The 19,500-nt window shown below is 61.2% G+C and carries 13 protein-coding genes; 4 read left to right on the top strand and 9 right to left on the bottom strand.

What is annotated here, in order from left to right:
* Window positions 1-21: 21 nt before the first annotated feature.
* The 8 genes from JF539_RS22180 to JF539_RS22215 all read right to left on the bottom strand — a co-directional run bounded on the left by JF539_RS22180 (window position 22) and on the right by JF539_RS22215 (window position 10,281).
* The gene (locus JF539_RS22180) at window positions 22-1,143 is read right to left on the bottom strand and encodes a hypothetical protein (RefSeq protein WP_207142938.1); all 1,122 of its coding nucleotides are present in this window, start codon (window positions 1,141-1,143) and stop codon (window positions 22-24) included.
* A gap of 144 nt (window positions 1,144-1,287) precedes the next feature.
* Window positions 1,288-2,487 carry a phospholipase effector Tle1 domain-containing protein gene (locus JF539_RS22185; protein WP_207142939.1) on the bottom strand — a complete coding sequence of 400 codons (1,200 nt, stop codon included), beginning with the start codon at window positions 2,485-2,487 and terminating at the stop codon, window positions 1,288-1,290.
* Window positions 2,488-2,505: 18 nt separating this feature from the next.
* Entirely contained in the window at window positions 2,506-3,666 is a 1,161-nt protein-coding gene (locus JF539_RS22190; RefSeq protein WP_207142940.1) for an MBL fold metallo-hydrolase, read from the bottom strand.
* A gap of 9 nt (window positions 3,667-3,675) precedes the next feature.
* Window positions 3,676-5,949: a S8 family peptidase gene (locus JF539_RS22195; RefSeq protein ID WP_207142941.1), complete on the bottom strand. Its 2,274-nt coding sequence runs from the start codon at window positions 5,947-5,949 to the stop codon at window positions 3,676-3,678.
* Between the two features lie 153 nt (window positions 5,950-6,102).
* Window positions 6,103-7,629: a YifB family Mg chelatase-like AAA ATPase gene (locus JF539_RS22200; protein ID WP_207142942.1), complete on the bottom strand. Its 1,527-nt coding sequence runs from the start codon at window positions 7,627-7,629 to the stop codon at window positions 6,103-6,105.
* A 109-nt stretch (window positions 7,630-7,738) separates the two neighbouring features.
* Window positions 7,739-7,969 carry a hypothetical protein gene (locus tag JF539_RS22205; RefSeq protein ID WP_207142943.1) on the bottom strand — a complete coding sequence of 77 codons (231 nt, stop codon included), beginning with the start codon at window positions 7,967-7,969 and terminating at the stop codon, window positions 7,739-7,741.
* Between the two features lie 142 nt (window positions 7,970-8,111).
* Window positions 8,112-9,287, bottom strand: a complete 1,176-nt coding sequence (locus tag JF539_RS22210) for an MFS transporter (protein ID WP_207142944.1) — start codon at window positions 9,285-9,287, stop codon at window positions 8,112-8,114.
* Window positions 9,247-10,281, bottom strand: a complete 1,035-nt coding sequence (locus tag JF539_RS22215) for a hypothetical protein (protein WP_207142945.1) — start codon at window positions 10,279-10,281, stop codon at window positions 9,247-9,249. The genes JF539_RS22210 and JF539_RS22215 overlap by 41 nt, the downstream gene beginning before the upstream one ends.
* 283 nt (window positions 10,282-10,564) lie before the next feature.
* Between JF539_RS22215 and JF539_RS22220 the strand changes: the two genes are divergently transcribed.
* From JF539_RS22220 to JF539_RS22235, 4 genes are all read left to right on the top strand, one after another.
* On the top strand, window positions 10,565-11,473 hold the full coding sequence (locus JF539_RS22220) for a LysR family transcriptional regulator (protein ID WP_207142946.1): 909 nt from the start codon (window positions 10,565-10,567) through the stop codon (window positions 11,471-11,473).
* A 434-nt stretch (window positions 11,474-11,907) separates the two neighbouring features.
* Entirely contained in the window at window positions 11,908-13,065 is a 1,158-nt protein-coding gene (locus JF539_RS22225) for a PepSY-associated TM helix domain-containing protein (RefSeq protein ID WP_207142947.1), read from the top strand.
* A gap of 426 nt (window positions 13,066-13,491) precedes the next feature.
* Window positions 13,492-15,429, top strand: a complete 1,938-nt coding sequence (locus JF539_RS22230) for a methyl-accepting chemotaxis protein (protein ID WP_207142948.1) — start codon at window positions 13,492-13,494, stop codon at window positions 15,427-15,429.
* 428 nt (window positions 15,430-15,857) lie between these two features.
* Window positions 15,858-16,448 carry a Fic/DOC family protein gene (locus JF539_RS22235; RefSeq protein ID WP_207142949.1) on the top strand — a complete coding sequence of 197 codons (591 nt, stop codon included), beginning with the start codon at window positions 15,858-15,860 and terminating at the stop codon, window positions 16,446-16,448.
* 60 nt (window positions 16,449-16,508) lie between these two features.
* Here the strand turns inward: JF539_RS22235 and polA are convergent, their stop codons facing one another.
* Window positions 16,509-19,493 carry a DNA polymerase I gene (polA, locus tag JF539_RS22240; protein ID WP_207142950.1) on the bottom strand — a complete coding sequence of 995 codons (2,985 nt, stop codon included), beginning with the start codon at window positions 19,491-19,493 and terminating at the stop codon, window positions 16,509-16,511.
* Between the last annotated feature and the right edge of the window lie 7 nt (window positions 19,494-19,500).

Below are 19,500 nucleotides of genomic sequence, written 5' to 3' on the forward strand. Positions count from 1 at the left end.
TGCAGGGCGGGGAAGAAAATATCACGAAATGCAGAAGCGATAGCTGGCCTCAAGAATACGGCGATCCATGTCCGACAGCTCCAGTTCACCGCGTATCTCGCCGCCGTCGGCCATTGCGAGAAACAGGCTGAACCGGAACTTGAGGGACTTGCCCAGAAGCTCCACCGCCTCCCGGGAGAGCAGGATCTCGTAGGCCTGATTGCCGGCCCGGCGGATGCGCTTGTCCCCTACAGAAGCCTTGATGGTCCCGCTTTCCGTTGCGAAAAAGAGCATCGTATCGGGCACATAGCTGTCGGGAACGACGTTATCGGCCGTAATCAGCAGGTAGGGCATGCTGTCCCGGCAGTAGGCGGTCAGCTGTTTCGCCACATCGTAGAGCCGTGTTTCGCCCTTGCGCTTGGCGGCGGCCACGAGACCGTCCTTGTAGGGCTCCAGGAAGAATTCGCCGAAACCGCGCGGCGTGACCAGGGAAAAGGCGAGAAGCTGCTCCCGATCCGGGTAGAACATGTCGTCCGACCGTGCCTCGCTGCCGAGCACAAAAATACGGGCATCGATATCCATCTCCAGAAGATACCTGACGATGACGCTGGACAACTCCTGTGCCTGCATGAGGGCGGTTTCCAGTTTCGCCGCCGAAACCTCCCCGGCCCTGGGCGCGCTCAGATAGAATTGGTGAAATCCGAGCCTGTTGCCTTCCGGCACCTGGCGCACCGTGCCTCCCAGAAAGACGTAGGCACAGGCGCTGGCGCAGACGCCACCCGTACTGACCTCACCGAAGTTTCCGTCGAGCTTCCAGACGCCCACCCGGGTTTCCAGACCTCTTGCGCGGATCAGCTCTCCCAGTTTCAGGCCGGCCAGCAGGCTGCCGCCCGGACTGTGCAGGAGCACCTTGTTGCCGTCGGAATGGTCTTCGTCCAGGTATTTTTGAAACGCTTGCGGTGTGTCCTTCGATATCGTCCCGACTGCGCGAATGTAGCAAGACGCCGCGGAATTGCCGGCGCAGACATTTTCGAAGGTCATTTCGCTGTCGAACGGGTCCTGGGCCGAGGCTTCCGGCGCGAAACCTCCGAAAACCAGTCCGGCGAGAAACCAGGCAACAATCCGAACCCGCGCACCAAGCGGCGTTCCGCTTCTGTCAAACATGCCAGCTCCTGAAAAGTCATATTGAAAATGTAATCCGTCAGCTCCCAAGACGTGGAGCCTCGAAATGAAAAAAGCAAGACGTCGAGGAGACCGGAGACCGGAAAACGGCAGGCCTTCAATTGCGGCGAAGTTTGCTCGGACAGGTCAGTCCTTGAGCAGAGACGGACACTTCGAAGGATCCTGTCCGAGGGAGCGAAGAAACCCTTCCATGCCGCCCGGGTGCTTTTTCGCGAGCTCCATCACCTGGGCGGGACGATAGGGCTCGTCCATCTCCCTGAACTCGGCCGGATCGCTGCACATGCGCTTGGCGACCGTCGGATCGATCGAGAGGTTGGCGGCTTCCGGATAGCCTTCCAGCGGGCGCACCCCCTTGCCGAGCTTGAACCGCGCCGCCTCGGCGAGGACATACGTCAGCGTCCGGGTCTTGCCGATCTCGTCCTGAACGAAAGGCCGGAAGAACCGCAGGAAATCCTGGTCGACCGCCAGTCCCAGAGCTTTCGCGCGGTCGACAATCCAGTGGAGCGCGACATTCGCCATGCCGTCGTTGCCATAGCTGCCGCCGACATTCCCGTGCGCGCCGGCGAACCAGCGCTGTTCGAGCGTCTGATGGCTGTCGCAGCCCAGCCAAACTTCAGGACGGAAATCGTAGCGTTCCTCGTCGATGGCCAGCGCCTGAACGGCGGTACGCACGCAGGACGCCGGTTTTGGGCGTACGTGAAAGGACTTCTCGTCAACCGAAGTGCCATGGGTGGAGCGAAACCGGGACCCGAGCGACATTACCGTATCCCAGACCCCAAGCAGCGCAATTTCCACCGGACGGATCCGGTCCGCCGGAATGTCGCCCTTCGAGCTTCTGACTTCGCGCGGATCTCCCCGGCCTTCGGTCTTCAGGTAGAGGCCGAAGAATTCGGGAATGTAATAGGCATCGTTCTTGGCCGGTACGCCGCCGAGCCAGGAAATGAACTGGGTCAGGCCGCGCGCCTGCGCCGCGCCGCGGCTGAAGCCGAAAACGTAGATTTCCTCGCCTTCCAGATAGTTGTTGGACAGGAAGGTCATCGCCTGTTCGATATTGGCTTCGAAGCCCGCCCCCCACGCGCCGCCCAGCTTGCTGTCCGCGAAATTGAGCAGCCGGTTGCTGATCCCGGGATAGAGCCCCTGCGCGCCGACGCCGGAATCGTAATAGGTGATCTGCCGCGACACGCCGTCCGGCGCCACAGGCAGGATCGCGCGGGCGAGTTTCAGCGGATTTGTCGGCTTGAGGACCTTGGTCTTGTCGTCGCGCTCGCGCGTGTTGGACGTGCTGTTCCAGGTTCCGTCGAGACAAAGGATCAGTCTGTTGGCCACAACGCTTCCCTTCAAACCCTAAATGGAAATATCGATGAACGTCTCACCCGGGCCCGGAAACCTCAGGATGTCCCGGCGCCCGCCTCCCTGGAGAACCTCGTCCAGCACCGGCCCCAGGTTTTCCTTCCTGAATTCCCTGTGCGACTTGAGCTCCTCGGGGCCGTAAGTCATGTGCACCGTGTAATTGAGCTCCGGGCGAGCCTCGAACAGCATCCTGAAGGTGTGCGGTTCCGGGTTGCCGTGCTTGCCGTCGCCGCACATGAGATAATGGTCCGCCTTGACCCGCTCGAAGAATTCAGGGGTCACGTTGCGGTCGCTGCCGTGATGCGGCAGCTTGACGATGTCGAAATGGACGGAACCGCCGGGCGCGAGACGTCCGGTCTCCTCCAGCCATTTCAGGATCATCACTCCGCGCGCGTCACCTGTCAGCAGCGCCGTCTTCCCGTTCGCCTTTGCGATCACGACAAGCGATGCGAGATTTGACACGGAAGTGTCCATGCTGCGTGCCGCCGGTTCGGCGTCGGCCTCCTTTTCAAGGATCTTCTTCAGTTCCCTGGCCCATTTCTTCCGCAGGTCGTCGATCTGCTCTTGCGCCGGACCTATGAGGTCGAGGCTGAGGTCACCGCAGGTCCAGGGCGTCGAGGCATTGCCCTGCAGGGCCATCCGGCCGTCGAACCGCTGGTTCACGTCGATGTTCAGGGCCTTGAGGTCGAGGCGGAGCTGACGCCCCTGACCGACGCTGGCCAGAACGAGTTTCGAATCGTGCGGATCGAACCCGTCAAACCGGATTTCCTCCAGCGCGCTTGCAAGCGAGGCCGCCTCGCCACGCCGCGAGGCCGGCGAAGACCCGGTCAGATCGGCGATCGTGTCGGCAAAACTGTTGTGCCACGCCCGGCGGATATCGACGATCGGGTCGCGCTCCTCGTTCCGCGCCTCGATAAGCTCGTCGGTCAGGTCGAGGATGCCATCGATGTGATCGGCGTCGATATGGCTGACCATCATCAGATCGATGACGGGCGGTTCGCCGCCGTTTGCCGGAAGCGCGCGTAGCTGGTCACGCAGGAAACGGCGGTAGACGCCGGACGGTCCGCCGTCGATCAGAACGGTCGCTCCGCCAGCGAAGAGCAGCAGACTGTCGCCATGCTTGGCCTTCACCGCCCGTAGTGTCAGATCGGTCATGTTGATCTCCTACACAAATTGCAGTGCCCGCAGGACGTCGACGAGACCGTGCCCCTGGAAATAGCGTTCCCGGCCGAGATCAGTCGCCGTCTCGCAGAGGATCCGCTTGATTTTTTCCGGCTGGGCCACGAGTTCCGTATGACGGGCCATCAGCATGGCGGCCGCACCGCTCACGTGAGGCGCCGCCATGCTGGTGCCGTCCTTGTATTCCGCCCGGTTATAGGGCGTCGGCCCATGGATCTTCTCGCCCGGCGCGACCAGATCGGGTTTCAGCCGGCCGTCTCCCGTCGGCCCGCGGCTCGAGAAGTAGCTCACGCCGTATTCGTGGGGCCTCTTGCGATGGGTCGCGCCGACGGTGATGACACCGTTGGCGTTGCCCGGGTCGGTGATCGACACGGAACGGTAGCCGTCGGAGGCGCGGACCTCGTCGAACTCGCTCATTTCGAAACCGCGGTTGCCGGCAGCGGCGACAATCACCATGCCCGCAGCGGCCGCCTCGTCGCACTCGTCGCATATCGGTGTCCGGCCGCAGGCAAAGCGGCGGACCTCGTGGATGAGCGACAGGCTGAGATTGGCGCCATGAACCTGCATCGTCCCGGCCCGGGAGTTCATCCAGCGCAGATACTGAATGGCAGCCAGGAGCTCGAATTCGTCTGTCAGGCCGTCGTCGCGGAAGACCCGCACGTCGATGAGATTGATGTCCGGGCACACGCCACGCATTTTCCGGGTTCGCGTGGCAAGCGAATCCTTGCGCTCATGTTCCAGGTCCTCGATCCAGTCGGCTCCGAGAATCCCGGCGACATGCGTCCCGTGATCGTTTTCGGGAACGCCCGGATTGTGGTCGACGATGGCGTCTTCGAGATCCTGCCAGTTGATGTCCTTGCCGACGCGGATCCGCCGTTTCAGTTCCTCCAGAAGCCCGGCTGCCTTCCTCAGTTTGGCCTTGTCGTCGTCGCCCTCCATGCGCCGGGCGATTTCCTGAAGAACGATCTTCTGTTTGCTGCTTTCCTTCTTGTCGGACTTTTCGGCGTTGATGTCGTAGTCGAGCAATTCCCGGAGCCGCGTGAAATCGAGCGTCTTGACGATCCGACTCTTCGTCAGATCCTCAAGCCGGAGTTCGCCGGGTTCGCGGTCCGGGTCCCCGGACGCTTCTGCGCCTGCCTCACGTTCCAGCTCCAGCTTCTTGCGGATCTCCTTTTCATGCTCGGTGGAATGCAGCCGGAAGGCCCCGTGGCCGGGATCGATGCCGCTGTCGACAACCGCCCAGGTGATCCGTCCGCAAGAGATGTCGAACAACCGGGTCGCCGCGTCCGCTTTCACGGTAAGGGCCGACTTGTTGACCGCGAGGCGGACAGGCCGGTTCTTGGTCACCCGCCAAATGTAACGCTCGGTCGGATAGTCCTTCTTGGCCCAGTTCCCGTAAAGCCGGGTAAAGGCCTCAACGACGCCGCGCCTGGCCTTCATTGCCTCTTTCAGGCTCAGGTTGGCATCGGCCTGGCGGGATTTCAGGTCGCTGGAGCTCTCGATCAGGTCCGGATTGGCCCGTTCCCTCTGAAGATAGTTGAACTCCTTTTCGAAGGGACCGCTCAACTCATCCTCGTCATCGAGAAGATTGCAGTCCGTTTCGATGCAGTTGGCTATCAGGCCCGTGATCCGCACGAGCCAGCACAGATCCGGCGGGATCCGATAGACATATTCCAGCCGTTTCCGGTCGCCGTTCAGGACGTCTTCGGCCTTGCCATCGACAAGAAGCTTGCGGCGCAACACCCTGAGGGCGTCGTAAAGATCGTCTTCGCGCTGCCTGGTCTTGTCCGGCTGGGGAAAGGGTGTCCACTCCGCGACCCGCGCCTCGTTTTTTCCGTCGCGCAAAGTGTGCTCGAGCACACGCAGCCGGTCGTAGGTCTCGTGCCACCACTGTGTCAACGGGAGCACGATCCGCATCATCTCGTCGAAATAGAGACGGACGGCGATCTGGCCCGGTATGTAGGAGACCCTCGGCGGATGTCTCGCACCCTTCCCCGCTTTCCCGCCTGCGCCGGCCGCGTCCTTCTCCAGCTTTTCGCGGTAGTTCTTCAACATCTGGCGGATCTTGTGCGCCGCCTGCCCCGTGCCGCCCTCTTCGGCGCAAGTCAGGATCAGCTCATGCTGCCTGCGTGGCTCCATGGCAAAGGCGAGCCAGACATTGGGCAGGATCGGACTGTCCTGAGTGTACCGCAATCCACCCGGCGTTTCGAACAGCAGGCTGTTGGCGAAGGAATATCTGCGCTTGAGCTCGTCGGTCATCCGTCCCCCCAATCTGACGTCACCGAGCAAAAAATTTAATTTATAATTGCATAACTCTACGGCATCCAATCTATCCTAGAAACAGACAAAAGCAAAGAAGAGTATGCCTGCCGCGATGGCTGAGAGGATTTATCTGTCCGTCCCCAAAACCGCTCACGCTGCCCGTCGCGACATGTCCTGACCGCGATAACTCAGCGCCTCGGCAAGGTGAATACGGCTGACCCGGTCGAGACCATCGAGATCGGCGAGCGTGCGCGCCAGTTTCAGGACCCGGTGATAGCCGCGCGCGCTGAGCTGGAGCGACTCCGCCGCCTGACGCAGAAAGGCAAGGCCGCTGTCGTCGGGTCTTGCCATGGACTCGACAATCGAGGCCGGTGCATGGGCGTTGGTGCGGCAGGCGACCCCGAGGTCGAAAAAGCGGTCTTCCTGGATCTTGCGTGCTGTCAGCACGCGGCCCGCGACCGCCTCGGAGGTTTCCGACGCGCCGGGCGAGATCAGATCGGCGGCGGTGACGGCGGGAACGTCGATCCTGAGATCGATCCGGTCGAGGAACGGTCCGGAAATCCGCGCCTGATAGTCGGTCACGCAACGGTCGCCCCGTCGGCACTGGTGGCCGGGTTCGCCATAGTGGCCGCAGCGGCACGGGTTCATGGCGGCGACCAGCTGGATGCGGGCGGGATAGGTGACCCGGTGATTGGCGCGGGCGATCACCGCCTCACCGGTTTCCAGCGGCTGACGCAGGCTGTCGAGCACCTGGGGCGCGAATTCCGGCAGCTCGTCCAGGAATAACACGCCGTTATGGGCGAGCGACACCTCGCCCGGCCTGGCCCGCAGGCCGCCGCCCACGAGAGCGGCCATGGAGGCCGAGTGGTGCGGCGCGCGGAACGGCCGCCGGTCGGTCAGCTTGCCCTCGGCCAGTTCGCCGGCGAGCGAGGCGATCATGGAGACCTCAAGCAGTTCGCGCGGGGTCAGCGGCGGCAGGATCGACGGCAGGCGGCTGGCCAACATGGATTTTCCCGATCCCGGGGGACCGGTCATCAGGAGATTGTGCCCGCCGGCGGCGGCAATTTCGAGTGCCCGTCTGGCGCTTTCCTGGCCCTTGACCTCGGCGAGATCGGGCAGCGGGCCGGTTGGGCCGTGGAGCCTGGCCGCCGGACGGGTCAGGACCTGGGTGCCTTTGAAATGATTGGCGAGTTGAATGAGGGAGCGGGGCGCCAGGATATCCATGTCCTTGTCGGCCCAGGCGGCTTCCGCGCCACTGGCCTGCGGACAGATCAGGCCCTTGCCGAGCGCGTTCGCTCCCATGGCCGCCGGCAACACGCCCGCCACCGGCGCAAGCGTGCCGTCGAGGCCGAGCTCGCCGAGCACCGCATAGCCTTCCAGAAATTCGGCCGGTATGGCGCCAATGGCCGCCATGATGCCGAGCGCGATCGGCAGGTCGTAATGTGAGCCTTCCTTGGGCAGGTCCGCGGGTGCCAGATTGACCGTGACCCGTTTGGCCGGAAGCGCCAGACCTGAGGCGGACAGCGCCGCCCGGACCCGTTCCCGGCTTTCGGCAACGGCCTTGTCAGGCAGGCCGACGACGTTGAAGACCACCATACCCGGCCCGACGTGGACCTGAACGTCCACGGGGACCGCCTCGATGCCCTGGAATGCGACCGTCGTAACCCGGCTGACCATGCCACGTCCTCTACCTTAAGATGTAGGGACTAGGAAGCATATCTCACGGATGGATGCAAGAACAAACTATGAACACGCCATTGGGCCGGCCGGAGTAGCCCCCGGCGTTTCAGGATACCAGCTTGCCCCAGGGGCGGGCCGTCCTGGAAGCGTCGTCCGCGCGGGACAGGATCTCGTTCAGATAGGTCGGAACGGTGAACTCCTCGCTGGGTGCAAGCTGATTGCTTTCCAGCCATTCCGAGACAAGTTCGATCAGGCGGTCCGGGTTCTTTTCAAACAATGCGCGGCACAATTCCATATCGAGCTGCAAATCGTCTTCAGGGGCTGTCGTCAGGAGCATTGATCCAAACACTTTTATCATTACCAATCTATGCGTGCTTTGATCTTGGGCGCAATTCACGGAGATGGCCAGAACATTGCGGTTATGCCGCGCGGGCTCACCATAACCCCGCGTTATGTGCCGGCGCCAATCGTCCAATGCCTTAATCGCGCGGCGGCAGCACCGCTAGACCGCAACACAAGAGACCGGCCGCAACGAACAAAGCCGGCTGCCCCAGAACGGGGATGGCGAAGCCGCCGAGGACCGGCCCGACCCCCTGACCCAGCGAGATCAGGAAAAAGGTGAAGCCGAAGCCGATGGACGGCGCCTGCCGGAAAATCTGCATGCTCCACATACCGAACAAGGCCGTCATGACGATGAAACCTGCCCCGAAACAAGCCGCCGACACATATATGCCGATCCTCGTGCCGATCAGGAGCGGCAGCGTCGCCACGGCAAAGCCGACAATGACGGCCAGGGCGCAATAGGTCCGGTCCAGCCCCCAGCGTCCCACCAGCCCGCCGGCGAAACAGCCGGTCACTCCAGCCATCCCCAGGACGATCCAGAAGAGGATGCTGTCCTGGGCGTTGCCTGTCAGGGTCCACAACAGTTCCACGGCGTAGGTCCAATAGACCGCCGTGATCATGCCGAAGACCAGCGCGGCGGCGAAAAGCGGCCTTGCGCGGGGTTCGAGGAGAAACCGGACCGGGCGCGTGCCGGACGGGGCCGTTCGCAACGGGCCGCGCCGCGGCAAGGCAAGCATGTTCCAGACCGTGACCGCGGTGGCAAGCGCCGCAAAGGTCAGCCAGGCAAAGCGCCAGTCCGCTCCGGCGTAAAGCGCCAGCGGCCCCGCGAAGGCCACCCCGAAACCGGTTCCCGAATTTATCCAGGCATAGATCGTGTTCTGGCGGCTCGCCTCCGTATGCCGCACGATGACATCGGAAAAGGGCGGATAGGAGAGCCCCGGGCTCGCACCCGCGACAAACACACCCAGCGCCAGGATCCAAGGATCGGGCGCCAACCCGATAACCGCCATGCCGGTGGCGGCGGCAACGCCGCCGAGCAGGATCGGCAGGCGGGGCTCGAACACGGTCGACAACCAGGACCCGGCGAAGGTGGCCATGAGATAGCCGGCGTAGGACAGGCCGGCGATCAGGCCGATCGTCTCCGGACCGAGCGCGAACTCCCGGCGGATTTCCGGCAGAAACAGGCCGAAGCAATAGCGCGCGAGACCGTATGTCACCGCGACGATGGCAAGGCCTGCGGCCGTCAGGTTGCGAGGTCTTGTCAGTTGTACGTCATACCCGGCGGGAGAGCTGGAAGTGAAGTGTTTCGTCATCAGTGAAGGTCTCGCCGGTTATTTCGAAATGTCCACCATGCTGCCTGTAATGCCGGTACTGATCTAGCGTAAGTTTCAGGCAGAAGTTGGATACGTGCAAGCTTCTTCCACTGATTGCATTTGAAAATTCTTCTCCGAGAATGGCCACCTGCGCCGTTTCACCGTCCCGGAAGGGAACCGGCAGCAGGAAGAACCTGTTGAGCGTCGGCATCGCACGGTCGATGGATTGTTCGAACGCGATGCGCGAAAACCGCTGCATGGCCGGATTTGCGTAAAAATACGGGATCTTGTCAATCTGGCCCGCCTTGTAGAGCTGGCTTTCCGACAGAAGCAGGTCGCCGGGACGGGCAATGGTCTTCAGCCAGCCGTTGACCGTGTAGGGGTCGTCGTTGCCCTCCTGAAAGCCGAGCATCGTCACCAGGGCGCGCGGCGTGCCGTCTCCCAGATACCGCTCGAGGCTGAATTCCTCGAAAGGAGCCGTGACGAAATCCAGCGGCGTATCGGGGAGAATGTTTTCAAGCGCCGCGCGCATCGGTGCGGCCGACTTGGGGTTGATATCCACAGCGATATAGCGGTCGAACGTCACGCCGAGGGCGAGAAGGGTTTTGACGATGTAACCGGTCTTGATGGGTTCGGGACCGAGTTCGACATAAACGAGCGGCTCCCCGGAAAAATCGGCCGCGACCCGTTCGCAACAATGCCTAAGCGCATCCCGGAAGGACCGGCCGTTTTCCTGCATGCGGCCCAATGTGTCCGAGCCGATACCCAGTTCGTTCAACTGGCGCATGAGGTGGAACACTTCGTCCAGATGATCGGTCGAGGTCTCGGTTCGCCCCTGATTGGTGTATTTGACCCGATTGTCCTGCGTTACGATCCGGTCCAGGCTGAATTCGGTATGCGAGGCGATCGACCTGTGCACCCTGCTTTGCAGCGACTGGAAAGGTTCATGCGCATTCTGTTGGTCAGCCTGGCCGATGGTAAACGCGAGTGTCATTTCGGATACCCTTTTGATGTCGGTAATTCTCGGAATACGCGATTAAATTTCATCCGCAAAATTTATAATTGCAGGGTTACATAATAGAACGTTATGCTTGAGCCGGGCTTGACCGTCTGCCTGTTTCCGTAAACGGTAGGCTCGCCAGGTGCGGATTTGAACGCCTTCTAAAGGGGGACAACCCCTGAAACCGAGAAGGCATCGTTGCAAGACGCAACGGAGGTTCGTCCCGCCGAAAAACCCGGCGGTATCGGGGCGCGTTAAAACGGAATGGAGCTCAGGAATGACAGTCGGCCGTTTTAATATCGAACTGCTGGAAGCCTTCGTCGCCGTGGCGGAAGCCGGCAACGTGACCCATGCCGGAACAAAGCTGAACCGGACGCAACCTTGCGTCAGCACGCAGCTCCGGCGGCTGGAGGAACGGGTCGGCAAGCCGCTGATCGAGCGTACGGCGCGCACCATGAACCTCACACCCGCGGGCCGCATTCTCTACCAGCACGCCACGGAAATCCTGCGCTCTCACGAAGAGGCACGGCTGCGCCTGTCCGCTCCCGAACTTACCGGCACGGTCCATGTCGGCCTTCCCGAATGGTACGCGACGGGCCAGCTGCAGTCGATCTTCTGCAACTTCGTGCGCATCCATCCGAACGTCAAACTGGAAATGACGGTGGCCGACAGCGCTACGCTGCACGACATGCTGACGAACAACGAAATCAACCTGGCCATCGCCTTGGTCTCCGCTTCCAAGCCGGAACCGGACGGCGTGGTGGAGGAATCGCTACACTGGGCGGTGAGCGACAGTTGTCCGCTGACCGATCCGCTGCCGCTGATCCTGTTCAACCAGCCCTGCCCCTTCCGCGAGATGGCCTTCGCCACGCTGGCGCGCGCCGGCCGCCAGTGGTACGAGCGGATCACCACAACCAGCGTTGCCGCCGCCCAGGTGGCTGTCATGTCGGGCGCGGGCATCGGCATCCTGCCTTCCGGTGCGTTGATGGAAGGCCTGACCCTCTTAAAGGAACAGGACGGCTTTCCTCCCCTTCCCGCCACTCAACTGGCGATCTATACCCAGACAACAACCCCTTCGCCGATCGTCGACTATCTGGAAGAACATCTCCAGGACCTCCTGAAAAACGCCATTACGCCGCGCTCCGCCCTCGCGGGCAAGACGCAGCCGGACCTCAGGGTGGTGTGAGATTTCCAACCGGCATCCGATCCTGACCCCAGACCGTCAGGGAGCGGTGGTGGCGCGCCGGAAACCGTGACCGCTAAATTCAACGTATAAAACGGCTCCTTCGCGGGCGAGTTCTTGGCACCAGGTTCGGCTCGCGGCCGGCATTTCAGTCACCTGTCGGCGCCCTGTAACTCCATCTCAACATCTTTTCGCAAGTCCGGGCCGGGCCGTCATCCCTTGCGGAAATGAATAGTAACAGCCGGTCGCAAAAGCGTGCGGACAGTCCGCGCGATGACAAATGGATACATTTTCCGAAACAAATTACGTAGTAACCCCTTTGACGCAGAGTACGCCTCTTTTTTACCAGTAGCACATCGGTTTGACGCGAGCTGATGGAGAACCCGCAGGCCTTTGCCGGCCCGGCGGTTCCAGCTGTGGTCGGAGAGGCTTTGCAAATGACTTTCAAGCGCGCAATTTTCTGGACTCATCTTGCCGTCGGCATTGTCTTCGGCATTGTCGTGGTCTTCATGTCCGCGACCGGCGTGCTTCTCACCTACGAACGCCAGATCGAGACCCGGGCAGTGAACAGCGCCGTTCAGGCCCCCGCAAATACCTCGCCCCTCGATATCGATGGCCTTGTCGCCAAGGCTGAGGAAAACGGCGCGCTCGCGGGTCACTCGGTCGTCGTTTCCAGCACCGAAGGTGCGGCCGTCAAGGTTTCCAAAAGCCGCCGCGAGTCGTTCTTGATGAACCCCTACACAGGGGAACAGATGAAAGGGGCCGGTGAGGACACGAAAAGCTTTTTCCGCACGGTCATGCTGTTGCACCGCTGGTTCGCGCTTTCCGGAGAAGGCCGAGACATCGGCAAGGCGATCACCGGAGCCTCGAACCTGGCCTTTCTGTTCCTGCTCGCTTCCGGCTTTTACCTATGGTGGCCGAAGAAGTGGAAATGGAGCTTCATCCGGCAGAACCTTTTGTTCCGGAGGAACCTGCCGACGTCCAAGGCTCGCGACTACAACTGGCATCATGTCTTCGGCATCTGGGCGCTTGTTCCCCTTCTTGCGGTTGTCATCTCCGGGGTTGTGATTTCCTATCCCTGGGCCAGTGATCTTGTGGTTGCGATCTATGGCGAGGCGGATCCCGCCCGGCCCGGACAGTCCGCGGATGCGGTGCCACAAGGACAAGGTGCCGGCGGAGGCCAGACCGTCAGCTTTCAGTCCATCTTCAACGGGTTGAGGGCGGAAGTCCCCGATTGGACGGCCATGACCTTCAAGCTTCCCCAGGACAACGCCAAGCGGCTTGTCGTGACGGTCGATACGGGCAACGGAGCGCAATTGTCCCGCCAAAGGACCTTCACCCTGTCACGCGTCAGCGGCGAGCAACTCGGCGTCGTCGAACCGGAAGACCAGAGTGCCGGACGGCGCGCACGTGTCTTTCTCCGCTTCCTCCACACCGGTGAGGTCTACGGCGTGGTGGGTCAAACGCTTGCGGGCCTTGCTTCGCTGGCGGCCCTTTTCCTCGGTTACACCGGCTTCACCCTGGCTTACCGGCGCCTTGTGCAGCCTCTCTTCAGGCGCAGGAGAGCCGGCCATGCGAGCAATGACGCCAGATAAAAGGGACCGCTGAGGATTACCGGCAGTCCCTGGATCGCAGGACAACGTCACCTCCGTCTCGGCCGTTGTTCGAACCAATCACGATTGAAATTCAATCCTTGATTGCGTGCTGCACATTTACACTAATCCTACGTTCTGTCATGAATTTTCGCGCGTATATTTCGAATCGCATTCACAGCCATAAACATTCCCTGGAAGTTTTGGCTGTGGCTTTAAGTGTTTTACCGCATATCCCCAAACGGGATGTTTGAAAAATGCCGCAAGCGAAACGTGAATTACCGCGCTGAGTTGTGCATTTCTGTATGTTCAATTTTTTGCAACAAGGGTTTTTTCGAGCAAAGCCGGGATATCTGCTGAGCAAACTAGGTATTATTAACAATTCTTTCAAGGTTCCTCCGCACCCTGTGTCAAAGGGTTGGAGGGAACATGACCACCATCAGATCTAAACTGACAATACTGCTCGTTATTCTGGCTTTACTTGGCGCCGGATCGGCAGTTCTCATCGGCGAGTTTCTGACATCGAAACTGACCGACATGGCGATGGCGCGGGAAGTGGAGGCGGCCGAAAGGGCTCTGCAATCGCGGATTCAAGCCGACAGCCGGCAGGCCCTGCTGATGGCGACTGTGGTCGCCGGTCAGGAAGGCGTCCAGCAGAAGCTCGCGGCCCGCGACCGGGACGGGCTGGCGGCTGAGTTCGTTCCGGCCTTCGCCGGCCTCAAAGAGACCTACGATATCCGTCAGTTCCAATTCCACCTGCCGCCCGCGGAGAGCTTCCTCCGGGTTCACAAGCCGCAGAAGTTCGGCGACGACCTTTCAGGTTTCCGGCACACGGTGGTGGCCACCAACACGCGGCACGAACCGATCTCCGGGCTGGAAAAGGGCGTTGCCGGTCTCGGCATCCGTGGCATTGCCCCGATCGTCCATGAGGGTACTCACATCGGCTCGATCGAATTCGGCCTGAGTTTTCACGAGAAATTCGTGGAGCAGTTCACCGCGGAAACAGGTGTTCCGATCGCTGTCGTGATCGAGACGCCGGACGGCTCCAAGGTAATCGGCTCGCAGTTGCCGGATGGGATCACGCCTGAAACGGCGCTGACGGAACTTGCAGCGGGAGGCACAACGGATGTCAGCGGGCAGTATCGCCTCGATGAGATCGCCCTGATCGACTTTTCCGGCGCGAAAGCCGCAACAGGCATCATCGCGATCGACCGGGCGCCCTTCATGGCCATCCGGACCTTCGGCCGCCTTCTCGGCGCCGGAGCAGCGCTTGCCCTGATGGCGGTTGCGGCTGCCGGTGTCTTCTACGCCAATCGCAGCATGTTCAAACCGCTGGAAGTGGTCACAAGCCAGATTTCGGAACTCGCCGAGGGCAACGCGGACCAGAACATTCAAGGCATGGAGCGCAGCGACGAAGTTGGCGACATCGCCCGGGCGGTCGATGTGTGTTGCGCCAACCGCCGGGCGCAGGTCGAGCTTGAAGTCGAAAAGTCGCACGAGGATGAAGTTCAAAGACAGCGTCAGAAAACGGTCGATGCGCTGATTGCCGGTTTCCGGACATCCTCCGCCGATATGCTCACCGCCGTCTCAAGGGTGAATGGCGAATTGCAGCACACCGCCGAGCTTCTGGAAAGCGTCGCCTCGTCAAGCGCCAGCCAGGCGCAGGGCGCCACGCACGCCTCCGAAGAGGCCGCATCCAATGTGGAATCCGTCGCGGCCGCCACCGAGGAGCTGGAATCCTCGACCAAGGAAATCGCCCAGCAGGTCGAACGAACCACCGGCGTCATCGACCAGGCGACTGCCGACGTTCAGGACACCAACGACAAGATCGCCGGCCTGGCGACCGCCGCCGGCAAGATCGGCGAGGTGGTCACGCTAATCCAGGCGATTGCCGAGCAGACCAACCTGCTTGCGCTCAACGCCACCATCGAGGCGGCGCGTGCCGGAGAAGCCGGCAAGGGCTTCGCGGTCGTCGCGGCGGAAGTCAAGGAACTGGCCAACCAGACCTCCAAGGCGACCGAGGAAATCTCCAACCAGATTTCCGGCATCCAGGCCTCGACCGAGGCCGCCGTCAACGCGATGCAGGGCATTTCCGCGACGATGAACGACGTCAACGAATACACCACCGCGATCGCCGGCGCGGTCTCGGAGCAGACCGCCGTGACCTCGGAAATCAGCCGCAACATCCAGGGCGCCGCCCAGCAGACCAAAACCATGGTCGGCAATATCGGCGAGCTGGACAACGCGGTCGCCGAGACAAACAGCTCCTCGGAAACGGTCAAGGCGAAAACCGGCGAAGCCGTTCACATCACCGAAGACATGCGCTCGGAAATCGAGAAGTTCTTGGCCGCGGTGGCGGCGGCGTAAACCTTTCTAACGAAACGGCATAAGTATCGAAAACATTGAGGCCATGATCTTAAAGGGGTCATGGCCTTTATCCATTCAAGCGGTCATTGGCTCTTCCCCCGAATTCGGCTCTTCCGGCGTTTAAAGCTGCGAATTGCTGTTATGGCGCTCGAAATACTTGCCTGCCCTTGGATTGTAATTTGAAGTTCAATCGTGACCTGATAGATTCATCCTATGAGAAAACACGGGCAAAACAACCGATCTGCGAAACCGTCTGAGAGTCTGACGAAGCCTATCGGCGCGGGAAAGGCCTCGAAATTTTCCGCAGTTGAAGGAATTACGCTCAACCAACGAGCCGCAAAGGCTCTTCAAATCGGCCGCTCAAAAGGTCTAAAGGGGGAGGCCCTTCGTTCCTCCATCACTGGTTCATTTGTTCATCCTGACAAGAAATGAGCCGGTATACGGCGCAAGACGACCCCTTGTGCTATCCGGGTACACAAGTCCTGAAGAACAAGGCCGGTCTCCGAGATCAAGACGATCTGGATCAATTCGAAACTCTCATGTTTTTGACTCGTGCCGAGGAAGATCTTCCCAGTGGTGATCTGGACTTCATTCACTACAGAAAGATCCACCATCACTTTTTCCAGGACGTCTACGAGTGGGCTGGAGAAATACGTCGAATCCGTACCGGAAAGGGAAACAATTGGTTCTGTTATCCGGAATATATCGGGCCAGAAATGGAGAGATTATTCGCGGAACTGGCTCAGGAAAACCACCTGACCGCCATTTCTGATCTAGAAGAATTTTCAGAACGCGCCGCATACTATATCTCGGAGATCAATGCGATCCATCCGTTCCGGGAAGGAAATGGCCGCTGCCAGCTCACCTTTCTGACAATGCTCCTCAGATTGTCCGGCTGGGAGCTCAACGAAGATCGCCTGAACCCCGAACCGTTCATGACCGCCATGGTCGCCAGCTTCTCAGGATGTAACAATCCGCTCGCTCAAGAAATCCGCAAGCTGATTGACGATCCTCAGTAATCTCGTAGAAGCGTTCGGAACAGCCAAGTCTAAGCGGTCCACGCTCGCAGTCTCTTGAATTCAATGCGCCTCGTCCCAGTTGTCCGCCGCGCGGGCGTCGACCTGAAGGGGGACGGAAAGCTTGAGGGCCGGATCGCAGGCGTTTTCCATGACCTCCCGGATCACCGGGATCGTGTCGTCCACCTGGGCGTCGGGCACTTCGAAGATCAGTTCGTCATGCACCTGAAGCAGCATCTGCGCGTCGAGCTTTGAGTGCGCGAGCCTGTCCTCCATGCGCACCATGGCGCGGCGCAGGATGTCGGCGGCGGACCCCTGGATCGGGGCGTTGATCGCCGCGCGCTCGTAAAAGGCGCGCATGTTCGGGTTCTTGGTGTTCACGTCCGGATAATGCGCCTTGCGGCCGAAGATCGTGGTGACATAGCCGTCCGCATGGACCTGCTTCTTGGTCGCCTCCATGTAATCCTTGATGCCCGGAAAGCGCTCGAAATAGGTCTTGATGTAGTCGCTGGCCTCTCCCCTGGAAATGCCGAGCTGGTTGGCAAGGCCGAAGGCGGAGATGCCGTAGATGATGCCGAAATTGATCGCCTTGGCGCGGCGGCGGACCATCGGGTCCATGCCCTCGATCGGCGTGCCGAACATCTCGCTGGCCGTCATGGCGTGAATGTCGAGACCGTCGTCGAAGGCTTTCTTGAGTTGCGGGATATCGGCCATATGGGCAAGCACCCGGAGCTCGATCTGGCTGTAGTCGGCGGAGATCAGCTTGTGGCCCTTTTCGGAGACGAAGGCCTTGCGGATCTTGCGGCCCGCCTCGGTGCGGACGGGGATGTTCTGCAGGTTCGGCTCCGAAGACGACAGGCGCCCAGTGGTCGTGGCGGCAAGCGCGTAGGATGTATGCACCCGGTTCGTTTCCGGATTGATATAGCCGGGCAGAGCGTCGGAATAGGTGGACTTCAGCTTGGAAAGCTGACGCCAGGCGACAATCTTCGACGGGAGTTCGTGGCCTTCCGCCGCCAGATCCTCCAGGACCTGGGCGGAGGTGGACCAGGCTCCGGTCTTGGTTTTCTTGCCACCGGGCAGGCCCATCTTGCCGAACAGGATATCGCCGAGCTGCTTGGGCGAGCCGATGTTGAAATTTTCCCCGGCAAGCTCGTAGATCTCGGATTCCTGTGCCGCCATGCCCTGGGCGAAATCGCCGGAAAGCCGTGAGAGCATCTGCCGGTCGACGGAAATGCCGCGTTTTTCCATGCGCGCCAGCACCGGCACCATCGGCCGTTCCAGGGTCTCGTAGGCAGTCGCCATACGGTCCGCCGCCAGCCGCGGCTTCAGGATCAGCCAGAGACGAAGGGTAACGTCGGCGTCCTCGGCCGCATAGGCCGTCGCCTTGTCGATCGCCACCTTGTCGAAGGTGATCATCGACTTGCCGGAGCCGCAGACCTCCTTGAAGGGGATCGGCTTGTGGTCGAGCCAGCGCTCCGACAGCTCATCCATGCCGTTGCCGCCCTTGCCGGCGTCGACCGTGTAGGAGAGCAGCATGGTGTCGTCGTAAGGCGCGAGGTCGATGCCGTGGCGGGTCATCACCAGCCAGTCGTACTTGAGGTTCTGCGCGATCTTCAGAACTGCGCGGTCCTCCAGCATCGGCTTGATCGTTTCCAGAGCCTCCTTCAGCGGAATCTGACCTTCGACAAGACCGCCGCCGCCCAGGAGGTCGCCCTCGCCGTCCACATGGGCGAGCGGTACGTAGCAGGCCTTGCCCGGTTCGGTGGAAAGCGACAGGCCGACGAGATCCGCCTGCATGGCGTCGAGCGAGGTGGTTTCGGTGTCGAAGGCGACGTAGCCCTTTTCATAGGCCGCGTCGCACCACTCCTTCAGCCGCTCGATGCTGGTGACCGTTTCATAAGCACTGGAATCGACCGGGATCGCCCTGATGCTCTCCGCACGCGCGTCCGCGACCGTCTGCGGCACCATCAGGCCGTCCTTGCCGGGCCCGATATCGCCTGCGCCCTTTGCGGTGTCCGAGCCGGCGGAACTTTCCACCCGTTCCGCCATACGGCCCTTGTGATCGGGAACATCCCAGCCCGGCACCTGAAAATCGGTAGCCTCGATATTGGCGAGCTCCGCCCCGGTGGTCTCGGCGACGCGCTTGGTCAGCGTGGTGAAGCCCATGGCCTTCAGGAAACCGACCGCCTTGGGCCCGTCGACCTCGGTGACGGAGAGATCCGCCACCGGAACTTCCACCGGCACGTCCTGCTTGAGGGTCACCAGCTCCTTGGAAACGCGCGCCTGGTCGGCGAATTCGATCAGGTTTTCCCGGCGCTTCTTCTGCTTGATCGTTTCGGCCTGGGCCAGAAGCGTTTCCAGATCGCCGAATTCGTTGATCAGAAGGGCTGCCGTCTTCAAGCCGATGCCCGGAACCCCGGGCACGTTGTCGACGCTGTCGCCGGCCAGCGACTGGACCTCGATGACCTTGTCCGGTCCGACACCGAATTTCTCGAACACCTCCGGTTCGCCGAAGATCTTGTTCTTCATGGTGTCGATCATGCCGACCTTCGGTCCGATCAGCTGCATCAGGTCCTTGTCGCCGGAAACGATCGTCACCCGCGCGCCCTCAGCCGCCGCCTGGGCGGCATAGGTCGCGATCAGGTCGTCGGCCTCGAAGCCTTCCTGTTCGATGCAATGGACGGAAAAGGCCCTGGTCGCCTCCCGGATCAAGCCGAACTGCGGCACCAGATCCTCCGGCGGCTCGGGCCGATGGGCCTTGTACTCCGGATAGATCTCGTTTCGGAAGGTCTGCGCGGAATGATCGAAGATCACCGCGAAATGCGTCGGTTCGTCGCCTTCTTCCGGCGTCAGCCCTTCCTGCAGCAGCTTCCACAGCATGTTGCAGAAACCTGAAACGGCGCCGACCGGCAGACCGTCCGGCTTGCGCGTCAAGGGTGGCAACGCGTGAAAGGCGCGGAAGATGAAGGTGGAGCCGTCGACCAGGATCAGGTGGTCGTCGGCGGTGAGGGCGGAGGCGGAATCTTTCGTCGACATGGCGCGGATCATGCCCGCA

The organism is Roseibium aggregatum, assembly GCF_017309185.1.
Lineage (GTDB): Bacteria > Pseudomonadota > Alphaproteobacteria > Rhizobiales > Stappiaceae > Roseibium > Roseibium aggregatum_B.

Bases quoted from the DNA above. Each gene is read 5' to 3' on its own strand.
- JF539_RS22225 (WP_207142947.1), top strand. From the start codon at position 11,908: ATGACTTTCAAGCGCGCAATTTTCTGGACTCATCTTGCCGTCGGCATT.
- JF539_RS22205 (WP_207142943.1), bottom strand. From the start codon at position 7,969: ATGCTCCTGACGACAGCCCCTGAAGACGATTTGCAGCTCGATATGGAA.
- JF539_RS22215 (WP_207142945.1), bottom strand. From the start codon at position 10,281: ATGACACTCGCGTTTACCATCGGCCAGGCTGACCAACAGAATGCGCAT.
- JF539_RS22195 (WP_207142941.1), bottom strand. From the start codon at position 5,949: ATGACCGACGAGCTCAAGCGCAGATATTCCTTCGCCAACAGCCTGCTG.
- JF539_RS22235 (WP_207142949.1), top strand. From the start codon at position 15,858: ATGAGCCGGTATACGGCGCAAGACGACCCCTTGTGCTATCCGGGTACA.
- JF539_RS22200 (WP_207142942.1), bottom strand. From the start codon at position 7,629: ATGGTCAGCCGGGTTACGACGGTCGCATTCCAGGGCATCGAGGCGGTC.
- JF539_RS22180 (WP_207142938.1), bottom strand. From the start codon at position 1,143: ATGTTTGACAGAAGCGGAACGCCGCTTGGTGCGCGGGTTCGGATTGTT.
- polA (WP_207142950.1), bottom strand. From the start codon at position 19,493: ATGATCCGCGCCATGTCGACGAAAGATTCCGCCTCCGCCCTCACCGCC.
- JF539_RS22190 (WP_207142940.1), bottom strand. From the start codon at position 3,666: ATGACCGATCTGACACTACGGGCGGTGAAGGCCAAGCATGGCGACAGT.
- JF539_RS22210 (WP_207142944.1), bottom strand. From the start codon at position 9,287: ATGACGAAACACTTCACTTCCAGCTCTCCCGCCGGGTATGACGTACAA.
- JF539_RS22220 (WP_207142946.1), top strand. From the start codon at position 10,565: ATGACAGTCGGCCGTTTTAATATCGAACTGCTGGAAGCCTTCGTCGCC.
- JF539_RS22230 (WP_207142948.1), top strand. From the start codon at position 13,492: ATGACCACCATCAGATCTAAACTGACAATACTGCTCGTTATTCTGGCT.